The 14,436-nt window shown below is 48.1% G+C and carries 12 protein-coding genes; 1 reads left to right on the top strand and 11 read right to left on the bottom strand.

All coding sequences use genetic code 11. The features are described from left to right. Nucleotides 1-33: 33 nt before the first annotated feature. The 8 genes from plsY to lepA all read right to left on the bottom strand — a co-directional run bounded on the left by plsY (nt 34) and on the right by lepA (nt 8,273). Nucleotides 34-630 (bottom strand): glycerol-3-phosphate 1-O-acyltransferase PlsY, encoded by a 597-nt coding sequence (gene plsY / locus LX98_RS08885; RefSeq protein WP_496428562.1) that lies wholly within the window; start codon nt 628-630, stop codon nt 34-36. Nucleotides 631-652: 22 nt separating this feature from the next. Continuing rightward, complete coding sequence (gene pgsA, locus LX98_RS08880; RefSeq protein WP_496428561.1) at nt 653-1,270, bottom strand: CDP-diacylglycerol--glycerol-3-phosphate 3-phosphatidyltransferase; 618 nt, start codon at nt 1,268-1,270, stop codon at nt 653-655. Between the two features lie 28 nt (nt 1,271-1,298). Next, a complete protein-coding gene (gene kdsA, locus LX98_RS08875) occupies nt 1,299-2,147 on the bottom strand; it encodes a 3-deoxy-8-phosphooctulonate synthase (RefSeq protein WP_496428560.1) in 849 nt (282 codons plus the stop codon). Between the two features lie 15 nt (nt 2,148-2,162). Beyond that, on the bottom strand, nt 2,163-3,764 hold the full coding sequence (pyrG, locus tag LX98_RS08870; RefSeq protein ID WP_496428559.1) for a CTP synthase: 1,602 nt from the start codon (nt 3,762-3,764) through the stop codon (nt 2,163-2,165). Nucleotides 3,765-3,844: 80 nt separating this feature from the next. After that, complete coding sequence (gene kdsB, locus LX98_RS08865; RefSeq protein WP_496428558.1) at nt 3,845-4,636, bottom strand: 3-deoxy-manno-octulosonate cytidylyltransferase; 792 nt, start codon at nt 4,634-4,636, stop codon at nt 3,845-3,847. Next, nucleotides 4,623-5,636 (bottom strand): D-glycero-beta-D-manno-heptose-7-phosphate kinase, encoded by a 1,014-nt coding sequence (gene rfaE1, locus LX98_RS08860; RefSeq protein WP_496428557.1) that lies wholly within the window; start codon nt 5,634-5,636, stop codon nt 4,623-4,625. The genes kdsB and rfaE1 overlap by 14 nt, the downstream gene beginning before the upstream one ends. Nucleotides 5,637-5,689: 53 nt before the next feature. Next, nucleotides 5,690-6,451, bottom strand: a complete 762-nt coding sequence (gene lepB, locus LX98_RS08855; RefSeq protein ID WP_496428556.1) for a signal peptidase I — start codon at nt 6,449-6,451, stop codon at nt 5,690-5,692. Nucleotides 6,452-6,458: 7 nt separating this feature from the next. Beyond that, a complete protein-coding gene (gene lepA / locus LX98_RS08850) occupies nt 6,459-8,273 on the bottom strand; it encodes a translation elongation factor 4 (protein ID WP_496428555.1) in 1,815 nt (604 codons plus the stop codon). A gap of 84 nt (nt 8,274-8,357) precedes the next feature. Between lepA and bioA the strand changes: the two genes are divergently transcribed. Next, on the top strand, nt 8,358-9,779 hold the full coding sequence (bioA, locus tag LX98_RS08845) for an adenosylmethionine--8-amino-7-oxononanoate transaminase (protein WP_496428554.1): 1,422 nt from the start codon (nt 8,358-8,360) through the stop codon (nt 9,777-9,779). Here the strand turns inward: bioA and LX98_RS08840 are convergent. From LX98_RS08840 to carB, 3 genes are all read right to left on the bottom strand, one after another. After that, a complete protein-coding gene (locus LX98_RS08840) occupies nt 9,776-10,576 on the bottom strand; it encodes an SAM-dependent chlorinase/fluorinase (RefSeq protein ID WP_496428553.1) in 801 nt (266 codons plus the stop codon). The two genes, bioA and LX98_RS08840, sit on opposite strands and share 4 nt — an antisense overlap. Beyond that, nucleotides 10,573-11,055 carry a transcription elongation factor GreA gene (gene greA / locus LX98_RS08835; RefSeq protein WP_496428552.1) on the bottom strand — a complete coding sequence of 161 codons (483 nt, stop codon included), beginning with the start codon at nt 11,053-11,055 and terminating at the stop codon, nt 10,573-10,575. The genes LX98_RS08840 and greA overlap by 4 nt, the downstream gene beginning before the upstream one ends. A 74-nt stretch (nt 11,056-11,129) precedes the next feature. After that, entirely contained in the window at nt 11,130-14,432 is a 3,303-nt protein-coding gene (carB, locus tag LX98_RS08830) for a carbamoyl-phosphate synthase large subunit (protein WP_496428551.1), read from the bottom strand. Nucleotides 14,433-14,436 lie beyond the last annotated feature (4 nt).

Here is a 14,436-nt window from a genome sequence, read left to right as displayed (position 1 = left end):
AACTTTTAACAGAGTCGGATAATAAATATTATGTTAAATAGAAAATAGCCTCATTTTGCTCTCGGTCCCCTGGCTAAGACGGAGAATGTTTTCTTTGTGACAGAAAAAAATGACACCAGTCACTCCGAAAGCAAAAAAGCAAAAATAGAAGTCGAAAGTCATGAAATAGGCCAAGAATGGAAATACACTAAAAGCCAGCAGAGCGCCACCTGAGGAATATCCAAAAACCAATACCGCTCCCAACCATATACCAACAAGAAGCCATCCAATCAGCGGATGGATACCAAGAATGGCTCCTAAGGCCGTGGCGACTCCTTTTCCCCCCTTAAATCTTAAAAAAATAGAAAAGATATGACCAAGAATGACCGAAAAGCCTATGACAAGAATCCAGAGCCAAGGAAATCCGACCAATCCAGCGACAACGGTCGCAACCGTTCCTTTCCCTAAATCCCCAATTAGAGTTAATATACCTACTTTTTTACCTGATACTCTCAGAACATTGGTAAAACCGATGTTATGACTTCCATGTGTGCGGGGGTCATCTGCTCCGAAAATGCGAGAAATGACTAGGCCAAATGGGATAGATCCTAAGAGATAGGCGCCGACTACTCCTAATAAATATACTTCCATTCCGGGCGACTTATGAGCACTCCTACCAATATTGCGGACTAATTTTCTTAAAGATTTGCATGAGATATCGCCAGCCGGAAAATAAAGAGAAAAACAAGGCAATATACAACAGTCCGGTGCCAATAGTACTCAATGGGCCCTCACTTTGAGCCCAAACGCCTTGGAGAATAAGGCACAGAATCCCTCCGATTTGCCCGATGACTTTGAATTTCCCAAGAGAGTCCGCTGGAACCACAAATCCCTCTTTCGCTGCGACCACCCTGGCTCCGGTCACAATCATTTCGCGTGCAATCATCACAATAGCCAACCACACCGCAACACGCTGAAATTGCACAAGAAGAATAAGTCCAGAGGCTACCAGGAGTTTATCGGCAACCGGATCCAACAATTTCCCTAAATTGGTTATCTGACCACTTTTTCTGGCCAGATATCCGTCAAGAAAATCCGTGAAAGCTGCACAAGCAAACACCAGGGCGGCCGCCAGTGCCCGGTCAGGACTCGATTCAGAGAATAACCAAACAAAGACAGGAATTAACAGGATGCGCAAGAGAGTGAGAGAATTTGGAAGATTGAGATAGACTTCTCCCATAATTACATCATTTTGTTCAGACTTTTCTTTTACTACTTCAGATTGATTCATGAAGATTTAAATATTTCTTTGTAAAAGCTCAAGTAAGAGGAGAGATTTCCCCTTTTCCGGTTACCTGCCAAATGGCTTGAAGTTGTGCTAATAAACCTCGCAACTCACTCAATCTTATCATGTTTGGCCCATCGGATAGTGCTTCTTCCGGACGGGGATGGACTTCCATAAAGAATCCGTCACATCCAGCCGCGGCCGCCGCACGGGCTAATGGCGCCACAAATTCCCGTTGTCCTGAAGAGACCGTCCCCCCCCCGCCAGGCAATTGCACGCTATGGGTTGCATCAAATACCACCGGGTATCCCAGATTTCTCATAACGGGTAATGAGCGCATATCGACGACAAGATTTTGATAGCCGAAGCTGGCCCCCCGCTCAGTTAAGAAAATTTTGCTACTTCCGGCCTCTTGCAGTTTATGGACAACATTCGCCATATCCCAAGGGGATAGAAACTGTCCCTTTTTCACGTTGACCACCCGACCGGATTTTGCGGCAGCAATTAGCAAATCGGTCTGTCGACATAAAAAAGCCGGAATTTGTAATACATCTACAATCTCAGCAACCTGAGAAACGTCCTGGACTTCGTGAATATCCGTTAGAATGGGGATACCTAGCTCACGGCTAATTCTCTTGAGGATTTTTAATCCTTCCTTTATGCCCAACCCCCGGAATGAAGAAATCGAAGTGCGATTGGCCTTATCATAGGACGCTTTAAAGATGTATGGGATGCGAAGATCTTTGGCAATTTCCGCAATTGCAACAGCGGTCTCCATAACCAATTTCTCGCTTTCGATCACGCAAGGCCCCGCAATTAAAAAATGCGGGCAACTCCCGCCAACGGAGAACGGGCCGATGTCGACTTGAGTTGGCTGAGCCATGATAAATCCAGTTCGTTATGTGCCGAATTTTCTTTGAAGTGCGGCGCCAATGAATGCAGAAAAAAGAGGATGAGGAGAACACAGTCGAGACTGAAACTCTGGATGGAATTGTGTACCCACAAACCAGGGATGCCCGTGCAATTCGATGATTTCTACCAGCCTTCCGTCAGGAGATGTCCCACTAACCGTCAGACCCTTTGAGGTTAAAGCTTCCAGATATTCATTGTTAAATTCATAGCGGTGGCGGTGTCGTTCACGAATATCCGATTGCCCATAGGCCGCAAAGCTAAGCGTATTGGGAATCAATCGACAGGGAAAGCCTCCCAGCCTCATTGTCCCGCCCTTTTCTTGGATAGATCGTTGTTCGGGAAGGAGGTCGATGACGGGATACGGCGTCTCCGGATTGAATTCCGAACTATTGGCATGCTGAAGTCCGCCCAGACTTCTGGCAATTTCAATCACCGCGCATTGCATACCCAAGCAAATGCCCAAAAAGGGAAGATGCCTCTCCCTGGCATACCGTATCGTATCAATTTTTCCTTCAATCCCTCGAAGGCCAAACCCTCCCGGTATTAAGATTCCATCCACATCAGCTAACAAACGTTCAGGGCCGTCCTTTTCAATGTCACCCGACTCCACCCATTGAATATGAACACCTGTTTCATCGTGTAATCCCCCATGAGTCAAGGCTTCCGACACACTTTTATAGGATTCTCGAGATTCTACATATTTGCCAACCAGTGCTATCGTGACTTCATGTCGTGGCCGCTTAATCTTCTGGACTAAAATATCCCAATCCCGAAGGTTCGGTGGGCGCGTCTCAAGATGGAGTAACCGAACAATAAGTTCATCCAGGCCTTCTTTTCTGAGGATAATCGGTACTTCATAGATGGAATCCACATCCTTGGCCGTGATGACAGAACCTTTATCCACGTTACAAAACATGGCAATTTTATCTTTCACGCCGGGAGGGAGAAATCGATCGGTCCGACACAACAGGATATTGGGTTGAATGCCGATTTCACGAAGTTTATTGACGGAATGCTGCGTGGGTTTGGTTTTGAGTTCCCCAGCCGTTCCGATATAGGGCACTAAAGTGAGGTGGATATATAGGACGTTTTCCCGACCAACCTCATAGGGCATTTGTCGAATGGCTTCTAAGAAAGGCAAACTTTCAATATCACCGACAGTCCCGCCAATTTCAACGATCACCACATCCACGTCATGGGCCACATTGAGAATCGTCTGCTTTATGGCGTCCGTAATATGGGGGACGACCTGGACCGTCGCTCCAAGATATTCTCCTCTTCGCTCCCTTTGAATCACCGATTCATAAATCCGTCCTGTCGTGCAGTTATTTTCCCGATGCAACTGAACGGTGGTAAATCGCTCATAATGTCCCAGGTCCAAGTCAGTTTCCGCTCCATCATCGGTGACATAGACTTCCCCGTGCTGATAGGGATTCATCGTACCCGGGTCGACATTAATGTAGGGGTCCAGCTTCAGAAAGGTGATAGTCATGCCACGGCTTTCCAATAAATGCCCGATAGCCGCAGAAGACAATCCCTTCCCTAGGGAGGAGACTACTCCACCTGTCACAAAAAGAAATTTACTCATAAGGTTTTCTGGTTAGTTGAATAATGACCCCCTGGGCCTTCCTTTGATCTGTCGACTCCACCATATTGTTCTATCTATTTTCAACCCTCTCTCCGGTCCAAAATTCTCTCTTTCGGCTTACAGGAGTTCTTGGATAAAAGACCCTCCGCAGTCATAACATCTTCAGGAGTATCTATACGAATCGATTCGTGTTCCGTTTCCCAAACCGTTATCGGAAGGCCATGTTCTAAGGCCCGCAATTGTTCTAATTTTTCCGCCTCTTCAAGATATCCCGATGGCAACCCGGCAAAGCGTAATAGATCTGATTTCCTGAAAATATATACTCCCAAATGCATATAGGCAATTTGACTATTCCCAGAAGGTACTCCATCGCGCCAGCAGGGTATCGGGCTCCGTGAAAAATACAGGGCCTGCCCATTGATATCGGTTACCACCTTTACGATTGACGGATTGGTTAGATCCTGTGTGCGGTGTAGCTGTCTTTTCAACGTCCCCACCCCTGCTGGAGAAGCTAAAAAAGGGAGAATGAGATCATCCAGCAATCCAGGGTGTTGAGGAATTTCATCAGCTTGCAGGTTCACAATTACGTCATATTTCAATTGGGAAGCCACTTTCGCCACCCGGTCCGTTCCGGTTCGACAGAATTCCTTAACGAGACAGACTTCTCCACCAAAACTCTTAACCCCTTGTTCAATGGATTCCTGATCGGTAATAACCAGGATCTGCCCCACTTGCGCAACCTGTTGAACCGCTTCATAGACATGCTGAATTAGGGGCTTTCCGGCTATAAGGGCAAGTGGTTTTCCAGGAAATCGAGACGATCCGTAACGAGCAGGAATACACAGGCTGACGTGGGAATCAGTTGTGGCCATGGAGCAAAGCCTCTTGAAGTTGCGCCCGTGTCACTGTGGCGGTACCCACCATGCCCACCACAATACCCGCGGCATGATTGGCTAATACCGCAGCTTCAGGAAGTGTGGCTTTTGCACTCAGCGCTAATGCAAGAGTGCTGATGACCGTATCGCCTGCTCCGGTGACATCATAGACTTGCCGAGCCACGGCCGGGATGGTCCATGATTGGCCCGTCTTTTCAAAAATACTCATTCCCTCCTCTCCCCTCGTGACCACGACTGCCTGGCACTGTAATCGTTGTTGGAGAGCCGGGCCGATTTGTTCAACCGGAACATCCTGGCTTGGGAGGAATCCTGCGGCCTGTTTGGCTTCGAAATGATTGGGTGTGATAACCGTCACTCCCTGATAATACGCCATATGCTCAACCTTCGGATCCACCACGACCGGAACGCCGAATTGCTTAGCCAGAATATGAATGGCCTTCATCAGGTCAACGGTGATCATGCCCTTCGCATAATCGGAAATCACCAGGCAGGAAACTTCAGGAAGACGGGAAGCCACATGTTTTATCATTTTTTTTGTCTGTTGAGACGAAATGTCATGGCGTTGTTCCACATCAAATCGAACAATTTGCTGATTGTGGGCTACCACTCTGGTTTTTTTAATGGTTGGGCGACTAGAGTCGACGAATACACCGGCAGTACACGGGGACGACCGTCGAATGTCAGCAAGGAATTGTTTCCCAGCATGATCCGCACCAACCATGCCACACAATTCAGCTTGTCCACCTAAGGTCAGAATATTATGATACACATTCGCTGCCCCACCCATTCTGTACGATTCAGAATCCACATGAACAATCGGTACAGGCGCTTCCGGAGAGACACGATGCACCTTGCCCCAGACATAATGATCGAGAATGAGATCTCCGACAACCAGAATGCGAGCACGGGAGAAGCGTTGAATGTACTCCTTGAATTTCCGAGCGGAAATCGATGGGACAACGGATAGCGGTTTCATCCTTGAATCAGCACAAGCCTGAAGTTTGATTGAGTCGAGTGAGTGGGTCCTCACTATTCAATGATCTTCCCGATTCGTTCCCATCTGATCCAATCGGTCCAAGCTCCCTGCCCATTCCATGACCAATACACGAGAAATGCCCTGCCTTTAATTTTATCCATTCGCACAAATCCCCAAAATCGACTGTCCAAACTTTGGTCACGGTTATCACCCATCACAAAGTAGGAGTCCGGAGGAACGGTTAAGGGCCCAAGATTATCCCGAGGATTGATACGACCATCAATAATTCCAGGGTCGACCCTCTGCGTAAAACCCTCATCCAACAAAGGCTGTCCATTCACAATAACGTGTTTATTTTGAATATGAATGGTATCACCAGGAAGCCCGATCACCCGCTTAATAAAATCCTTATTTTCATCCTCGGGGTAACGAAACACGATGATATCTCCACGCGACGGAGGATCAAAATTCATCACGATCGTAGAAGAAAAACACGTCACAGGTGGGAACGAGACCTGAAACTCACAGTCTTTCGGTACCTGAAACCCATAGGCCAGTTTGGAAACGAGGATATGATCGCCAATCATCAAGGTCGGAATCATCGACCCTGATGGGATCTTAAAGGCCTGGACCACAAAGACCCGAATGGTTAGTGCCAGAATAATCGCAATGATCAAGGCCTCGGCATATTCTCGAAAAATGGATTTTTTGGATATCTCCGTATCCTGTGAACTTGAGGTAACCGAAGATTCCTCTTGAAGATTTTTTTCGGAAGATTCGGTCATTTTTGGTTGGTGCGGATCTTGAGTGGTCATCAGCGGTTCAGTTCGGATCGGTCTTTAAAATAGCCAGAAAAGCTTCCTGAGGGACTTCCACACGTCCTAATTGTTTCATCCGTTTTTTCCCTTCTTTTTGCTTTTCCCACAATTTGCGCTTTCGGGAAATATCCCCACCATAGCACTTGGCCGTCACATTTTTTTTGAGTGCGCCAATGGTTTCCCTGGCAATAATGCGTTTGCCTATGGTCGCTTGAATGACAATTTCAAACATTTGCTTGGGAATGAGTTCTTTCATTTTTTCGGCTAATTGGCGCCCGCGGCTTTGCACTTTATCTTTATGTGCGATAATGGAGAGCGCATCTACTGTCTCCCCATTCAGCAATAAATCCAATTTCACTAATTCAGACTCGCGATAGCCGAGCAATTCATAGTCCAAGGATGCATACCCTTGCGTGCGGGATTTCAGGCGATCATAGAAGTCTAACACAATTTCATTGAGCGGGATCTCATAGATTAACATGGATCGGGTTGGATCCAGATATTGCAGCCCGACTTGAATACCACGACGTTCCTGACACAACTGAAGAACATTTCCGATATAGCGCTCAGGCGTAATCATGGTGGCTTTAATATAAGGCTCTTCAATTCGTTCGATCTGTGAAGGATCAGGAAGTTTGGAGGGATTATCGATGACCAGGGTTTCGCCTTTGGTGGTCGTCACACGATACACCACCGTCGGGGCAGTACTGATCAGATCGAGTCCGTATTCCCGTTCCAAGCGTTCCCGAATAATTTCCATGTGGAGAAGCCCTAAAAACCCACATCGAAACCCAAATCCCAAGGCCAGGGAGGTTTCCGGTTCATAGACAAAGGAGGAATCATTCAGCTGCAACTTCTCCAGAGAATCCCGCAGGTCCTCAAACTTGGCATTGTCGGTGGTATATAACCCGCAAAAGACTACCGGTTTGACATCCCGGTACCCGGGCAAGGCCATGCTTGTTGGGCGCTTTGAATCGGTAATAGTATCGCCAATTTTGGTGTCCGATAGTTCTTTCATCCCGGCACAAATGTACCCGACTTCCCCAGGTCCCAGCCGGTTCACCTTGGTTCGTTTCGGTGAAAAGACGCCTACCTCCAGGACTTCGAATTCACGTCCGGAAAACATGAGCTTAATCATCATATTGGGGGTAATTTCTCCATCCATGACTCGAAGAAGCACTACGGCGCCCTGGTAATTGTCGAACCAGGAATCAAAAATCAGGGCCTTTAACGGTTGATCAATGGAACCGACGGGAGGCGGGATAATCTTCACCACTCCTTCAAGCACCTCCTTTACCCCTCGTCCATCTTTGGCACTGACTAAAAATGCCTCTTCACTCGATAACCCCAACACATCTCGAATTTGGACTTTGACCCCTTCGACATCGGCACTCGGCAAATCAATTTTATTAATGACAGGAATTATGACTAAATCATTCGAAATCGCCAGATAGGCATTGGCGATAGTCTGGGCCTCCACGCCCTGGGTGGCATCGATCAACAGAAGTGCTCCTTCACAGGCAGCCAGGCTGCGTGAGACCTCATAGGCAAAGTCTACATGTCCAGGAGTATCAATGAGGTTAAACTGATATTCCTGTCCATCCGAACTTCGAAATCGTGCTGTGACGGCATGCGCTTTGATCGTAATGCCGCGCTCACGCTCCAGGTCCATGGCATCCAGATATTGTGCACGGGCCTCACGTGGAGATACGGCACCGGTGATCTCCAAAAACCGGTCGGCAAGAGTAGATTTGCCGTGGTCGATATGAGCAATAATTGAAAAATTGCGGATGTGGGTTTGAGGAAAGGCTTTACTCATTCGAAGTGACTGTGATTGTAATGAGACCCTAAAAGGTTGTCAAAATTCAATGGATTCCGCTAGGTTATTTCCTTAAAAACGACCATGACTCTCAAGACGACCCGCACAGCATTAGAAAAAGACGACCGGGAGTACCTGTGGCACCCTTTTACCCAAATGCAGGAATGGGAACGCCAGCCTCCTCTCATCATCAGACGTGGAAACGGTTCGTATGTCTATGATATGGATGGCAACGCTTATCTCGATGCGACGGCCTCCATCTGGGTCAATATTCATGGGCATCGACATCCTCGCATTGATGAGGCCATTCGTCATCAACTTACCCAGGTGGCTCATACGACGTTGCTGGGACTTTCCAACCCACCAGCCATTCAATTGGCGAAGGCTCTTATTCGTCTGGCACCCAAAGGGTTACAAAAGGTCTTCTATTCCGATAACGGCTCCACCGCCGTTGAAGTTGCGGCAAAAATGGCTATTCAGTATTGGCAACAATGTCCGAATCCCCAACCACGAAAAACCCGGTTTATCCATCTCGGCATGTCCTATCACGGGGACACGGTGGGAGGAATGAGCCTCAGCGGAGTCGAACTGTTCCGCAGATCTTTTTCTCCACTCCTCTTTGCAAGCCATGACGTGGAGCCCCCTTATTGCTATCGATGTCCCCTTCAATTGCATTTTCCTGACTGTCACCTCGCCTGTCTTGATCCGCTTGAAAAACTTCTTTCCACACAGCATCAAGAAATTGCAGGCCTCATTCTTGAGCCCATGGTGCAAGCGGTCGCCGGGATCATTCCTTCGCCTCCGGGATACTTGAAACATGTCAGGGAGTTATGCACGCGGTACAAGGTCCTCTTTATTGCCGATGAGGTTGCCACCGGGTTTGGACGAACAGGTCGGATGTTTGCCTGTGAGCATGAAGGCATTTCTCCGGATATCATGGCGATTGCCAAAGGTTTAACGGGAGGCTATCTCCCATTGGCCGCCACACTGACGACAAACGCCATTTATGAAGCGTTTTTGGGCGAAGGGCACGAAAACAAAACATTTTTCCATGGACATAGTTATGCGGGGAATCCCTTGGGATGCGCGGCGGCTCTGGCCAACCTTGCCATCTTTAAGAGTGAACGAACGCTCGCAAAGCTTCAACGACGGATCCCTAAATTTCGCAGAGCTCTTGATTCCCTAACCGAAGACCCTTGGGTTGGGGATATCCGGCAATGTGGCTTTATGGTTGGGATTGAATTGGTTCAACAAAAATCCAAAAAAACGCCGTTCCCTGCCTCCGAACGTATTGGCCAGAAAATAGCCATGACCGCGAGAACATTAGGACTGCTGATCCGTCCCATCGGGACCATTATGATTTTCATTCCTCCCCTTTCGGCAAGTGCCAAGGAACTCGAGCAAATGGTGTCTATTTTAAAACTGGCCATATCAGTGGTCCGTGCATCCAGCACATCTTTCCCAATACCATCACCTCCGGAAGTATTGAAGCGTCCCTTAGACTAGATCAGCTCAACCGTCTGACCAATGCGCAATTGACATCTGTCCACGGCCCGTCCTTGCTTCACAAAAATCTCGATATGCCCATTACTATTTATGAGACCTTCCGGGTATCCCAAGGCACCTTCTTCATAATGCGTTTTTATTCCCTTGATGACCACCTCTCCAATTTTGAGCCCGGAGAATTCTTTCTTGGTCACTGATCGAAACGTCTCTATGTCGGTCAGGGTCACATTCGTTATGGCATTGCCAAAATGGTCAATATAGACAATTCGCCCATGTAGGGCATGTCCTTCCATACGTGGGGGATCAAGGGGAAGTCTGACATAATCATGAATGAGGCGCCCGTACGAACCGGGAACCTGCCCCTTCGTCAACCAGGCCGCCGAAGGCGCAAATAAATCCCTTCCATCAAACGTCGCACCCATGGAGTCCAATCGATATTGTTTATTTTCAATCGATCGAACTTGAACAGCGGTTTCCTCTTGAAGTACGTACGTCAAGACCCCATTATCCGGAGCCAGGAAGAAATGTCTGGAAGTTGAGGCCAAAATCGCCCTTCGAGAGCTCCCCACCCCGGGATCTACGACCACCACATGCACCGTTCCATCTGGAAAATATTGGTAGCATGATTTCAAAAAAAATGCCGCTTGTTCAACCCCATGCGCCGGAATTCGATGCGTCAGATCGACGAAGCGTATTTGAGAATTAATTCCGAGCATTACGCCCTTCATACTTGGAACAAAATAATCGACATCCCCAAAATCAGTAACCAACGTAACCAAGGAAATGGCCGAAGTCATGATTCCAGCTCCTCAAAACAAATGGACTGGATTTGATATTCAATAACTCCGGCGGGTCGATGCACTTCAACAGTATCCCCGACTCGATGCCCGATCAGCGCACGCCCAATAGGCGATTGAACCGAAATCGAACCATTTTTAATATCGGCCTCTTCTTGTCCCACCAAGGTATAGCGTTTTTCTTCTTGTGACTCTAAACTTAAAATGGTGACTGTAGCCCCGAACACAACTGTGTCACTCTGCCCGGGCGAAATCTCTACCACTTGAGCAATACTAAGTTTATGCTCAAGCTCGGACATCCGTGTATCAATAAATTGTTGTTGCTCCTTGGCGGCTTTATATTCGGCATTTTCCTTAAGATCACCATGTTCACGAGCTTCGGTGATAGCTTGAATGTTTTTAGGGCGATCTTCCCGCCGCAGCCTGGCCAGTTCTGCTTGCAGTGCCTCATACCCTTTTTTGGTCATAGGAATTTTCATGAAACCTTACTCCCCCTCTCTAAATCATGGAAATCGGATGTCAATCATCCAACTCGCGTCACGTCCACTTAGGCCTACCTGCCTGGCATCGCAGAATGATATTCCTGCAGACAGCGAACCTCCATGGATGTTTTCTTCATCGCCTCTATTCCTGAGATGGCGGCTTGCGCAGCCTGAATGGTCGTAAAATAAGGAATTCCGCCGAAGACGGACGCTCTGCGTATCGGCGCGGAATCATCCTGTGAAGAGGCACCTCCCACCGTATTTACGACTAATGACAGCATTTTATTTTTGAGTAGATCTTCGATATGGGGCCGAGCCTCATTGATTTTATTCACCGTAACTACGGTGATCCCATGTGTCCGCAAAAAGGCCGCCGTCCCCTTCGTGGCATTCAGTGAAAATCCGAGCTGCGACAGTCGCTGTGCGATGGCAAGCGTCGCGGGTTTATCTCCATCTTTTACGCTGAGAAGGGCAGTCCCTGCCAGAGGCAATGGCATTCCCGATGCGGCCTGTGATTTGGCAAACGCCCAACCGAAACTTCGATCAATCCCCATGACTTCGCCCGTCGAACGCATCTCGGGTCCTAACAATACATCGGCGACGCCAAGTTTGGTAAAGGGAAAGACGGCCTCTTTAATGGCAATGTGGGGGAAAAGTGGGCACTGCGTAAAGCCTACGTCTTTCAAGGTTCGCCCTGCCATGATTTTCATCGCATGTTTGGCCAAAGGTACACCGATGGCTTTACTGACAAAAGGGACCGTGCGGGAGGCGCGAGGATTGACCTCCAAGATATACACCGACCCACCCTTGACGGCATATTGAATATTCATCAGGCCCACCACGTGTAATTCCTTGGCAAGAAGTATGGTTTGGTGATTGATCGTCTTCAGAATATCGGCATTAAGGGAATGGGCAGGTAAAGAACACGCTGAATCTCCTGAATGAATGCCTGCCATCTCGACATGTTCCATGATGGCAGCCACCACGACGTCTGTCCCATCTGCGATGGCATCCACATCAACTTCTATGGCGTCTTCAAGGTAATCATCAATTAACAAGGGATGTCTTCCCAAATCCATCTCGTGTCTCTGAAGGTATTCATCTAATGCGTCGGCATCATACACGATTTGCATGGCACGCCCTCCCAACACATACGATGGGCGGACCATCACTGGATACCCAATGTTGACGGCTATAATATGAGCTTCATGTGAGGACCGTGCGGTACCGTTTTGCGGCTGCAGGAGATTTAATTCAATTAACAAATCACTGAATCGTTTTCGATCTTCCGCACGGTCAATGGCATCAGGTTGTGTCCCCAAAATTCTGACCCCTTCCTGCTCTAAGGGGACGGCAAGCTTGAGAGGCGTTTGTCCGCCGAATTGCACGACGACTCCGTCCGGTCGTTCAGTCAGAATAATCCGCAAAACCTCTTCTTTGGTCAACGGTTCAAAATACAAGCGATCGGAAATATCATAATCCGTACTGACGGTTTCCGGATTACAATTGACCATAATCGTTTCAATGCCTTCTTCTTTAAGGGCCATTGCGGCATGCACACAACAATAATCAAATTCAATGCCCTGCCCAATGCGGTTCGGCCCTCCGCCTAAAATCATAATTTTTCTTTTTTGAGTAGGACGGGATTCACAGGAGAAACCCGACGTTGAATAGAGATAGGGCGTATGCGCCTCAAACTCTGCGCCACAGGTATCCACTCTTTTAAACACCATGCCATAGCCAGATCCCCTAACCTGTCGCCATTGACGAATGGTATCTTCCTCTCTCCCGATGAGTTGACCGAGCCGTTGATCTGAAAATCCAAGACCTTTCGCGTGTTCAAGGAGAGTCACCAGGGAATCAGGGCATCCTTTGCGGATGTCGTGTGAACGATCGTTCCCAACTTCCGCCGTATTTTTACGAACCCATTCCGCCTCAAATTCTACGAGTTCTTCAATTTCATGCAAAAACCAGGGGTCAACCCGCGACAGATGATACAGTTCCTCTACGGACATTCCGATTCGGAACGCATCAGCTAGAAACCAAAGGCGATCAGCGGTCGGGATTCGAACCTGAGATTGAAGACGCTCATACAACGGATGAGCCGAGCCGGCAGAATCTTTTTTCCCATTAAGTCCATGTAACGACATCAACCCATACCGGTCTGTTTCAAGGGAACGAATAGCCTTCTGCAAAGCTTCTTTGAAGGTGGATCCGAGAGCCATGGCTTCTCCCACGGATTTCATATGGGTTGTCAGCACCCGATCAACACCATCAAATTTCTCAAATGTAAACCGTGGAATTTTCACGACCACATAGTCGATGGTCGGTTCAAAACAGGCTTTTGTCACTTGCGTAATATCGTTGGGAATCTCATCAAGAGTATACCCGACAGCTAACTTCGCAGCGATCTTGGCTATCGGAAACCCGGTTGCCTTTGAAGCCAAAGCGGAACTCCTCGATACGCGAGGATTCATTTCAATAACCATCAACGCTCCGTTGTCCGGATTTAAAGAAAATTGAATATTGGACCCGCCGGTTTCCACACCGATTTCTCGAATGATGCGGATGGCCGCGTCTCGCATATGCTGATACTCTTTATCAGACAAGGTCATGGCAGGGGCCACGGTGATACTGTCTCCGGTGTGCACACCCATTGGATCGAAGTTTTCGATGGGGCAGACAATGACCACATTGTCTTTGGAGTCCCGCATCACTTCTAATTCATATTCTTTCCATCCCAGAAGCGATTGTTCGAGCAAGGCCTGTCCAACAGGACTGGTCACGAGAGCCCAATCAATATATGTATCAAACTCTTCACGATTATAGGCAATATTGCCTCCTGCTCCTCCCAGAGTGAATGATGGACGGACAATAGCCGGAAATCCAATTGTTTCAAGAAGCCGTAAGGCTTCTTCTCTTGAGCGAAAGGATCCGCTTGCCGCCACATTTAATCCAATACGTGTCATCGCCTGTTTGAACAAGTCCCGATCTTCCGCTTTTTGAATCGACTCATAGGAGGCTCCGATAAGTTGCACTCCGTACTTTTCCAGAATACCCCGTTTCACTAATTCCACTGTGATATTCAAGGCAGTCTGTCCGCCCATGGTGGGAAGCAGGGCATCAGGGCGCTCTCGCTCTAGAATGGCTTCCACAACTTCGACTGTGATCGGCTCCACATAGGTCCGGTCCGCGAGATCCGGGTCGGTCATAATCGTGGCGGGATTACTGTTCACGAGGATGACTTCAAAGCCTTCCTCCTTCAGAGCCCTGCAGGCTTGCGTTCCAGAATAGTCAAACTCACAGCCTTGCCCAATAACAATCGGTCCAGAGCCGATCAATAAAATTCGATGAATGTCGTTTCTTCGTGGCATGATG

This window comes from Nitrospira marina (assembly GCF_059568365.1).
This window is presented reverse-complemented; position numbering and strand designations above follow the sequence as displayed.

Excerpts from the sequence above, each read along its gene's own strand:
- lepB (WP_496428556.1), bottom strand. The coding sequence starts at position 6,451 with ATGACCACTCAAGATCCGCACCAACCAAAAATGACCGAATCTTCCGAA.
- kdsA (WP_496428560.1), bottom strand. The coding sequence starts at position 2,147 with ATGGCTCAGCCAACTCAAGTCGACATCGGCCCGTTCTCCGTTGGCGGG.
- lepA (WP_496428555.1), bottom strand. The coding sequence starts at position 8,273 with ATGAGTAAAGCCTTTCCTCAAACCCACATCCGCAATTTTTCAATTATT.
- bioA (WP_496428554.1), top strand. The coding sequence starts at position 8,358 with ATGACTCTCAAGACGACCCGCACAGCATTAGAAAAAGACGACCGGGAG.
- plsY (WP_496428562.1), bottom strand. The coding sequence starts at position 630 with ATGGAAGTATATTTATTAGGAGTAGTCGGCGCCTATCTCTTAGGATCT.
- LX98_RS08840 (WP_496428553.1), bottom strand. The coding sequence starts at position 10,576 with ATGACTTCGGCCATTTCCTTGGTTACGTTGGTTACTGATTTTGGGGAT.
- kdsB (WP_496428558.1), bottom strand. The coding sequence starts at position 4,636 with ATGGCCACAACTGATTCCCACGTCAGCCTGTGTATTCCTGCTCGTTAC.
- pgsA (WP_496428561.1), bottom strand. The coding sequence starts at position 1,270 with ATGAATCAATCTGAAGTAGTAAAAGAAAAGTCTGAACAAAATGATGTA.
- pyrG (WP_496428559.1), bottom strand. The coding sequence starts at position 3,764 with ATGAGTAAATTTCTTTTTGTGACAGGTGGAGTAGTCTCCTCCCTAGGG.
- greA (WP_496428552.1), bottom strand. The coding sequence starts at position 11,055 with ATGAAAATTCCTATGACCAAAAAAGGGTATGAGGCACTGCAAGCAGAA.
- rfaE1 (WP_496428557.1), bottom strand. The coding sequence starts at position 5,636 with ATGAAACCGCTATCCGTTGTCCCATCGATTTCCGCTCGGAAATTCAAG.
- carB (WP_496428551.1), bottom strand. The coding sequence starts at position 14,432 with ATGCCACGAAGAAACGACATTCATCGAATTTTATTGATCGGCTCTGGA.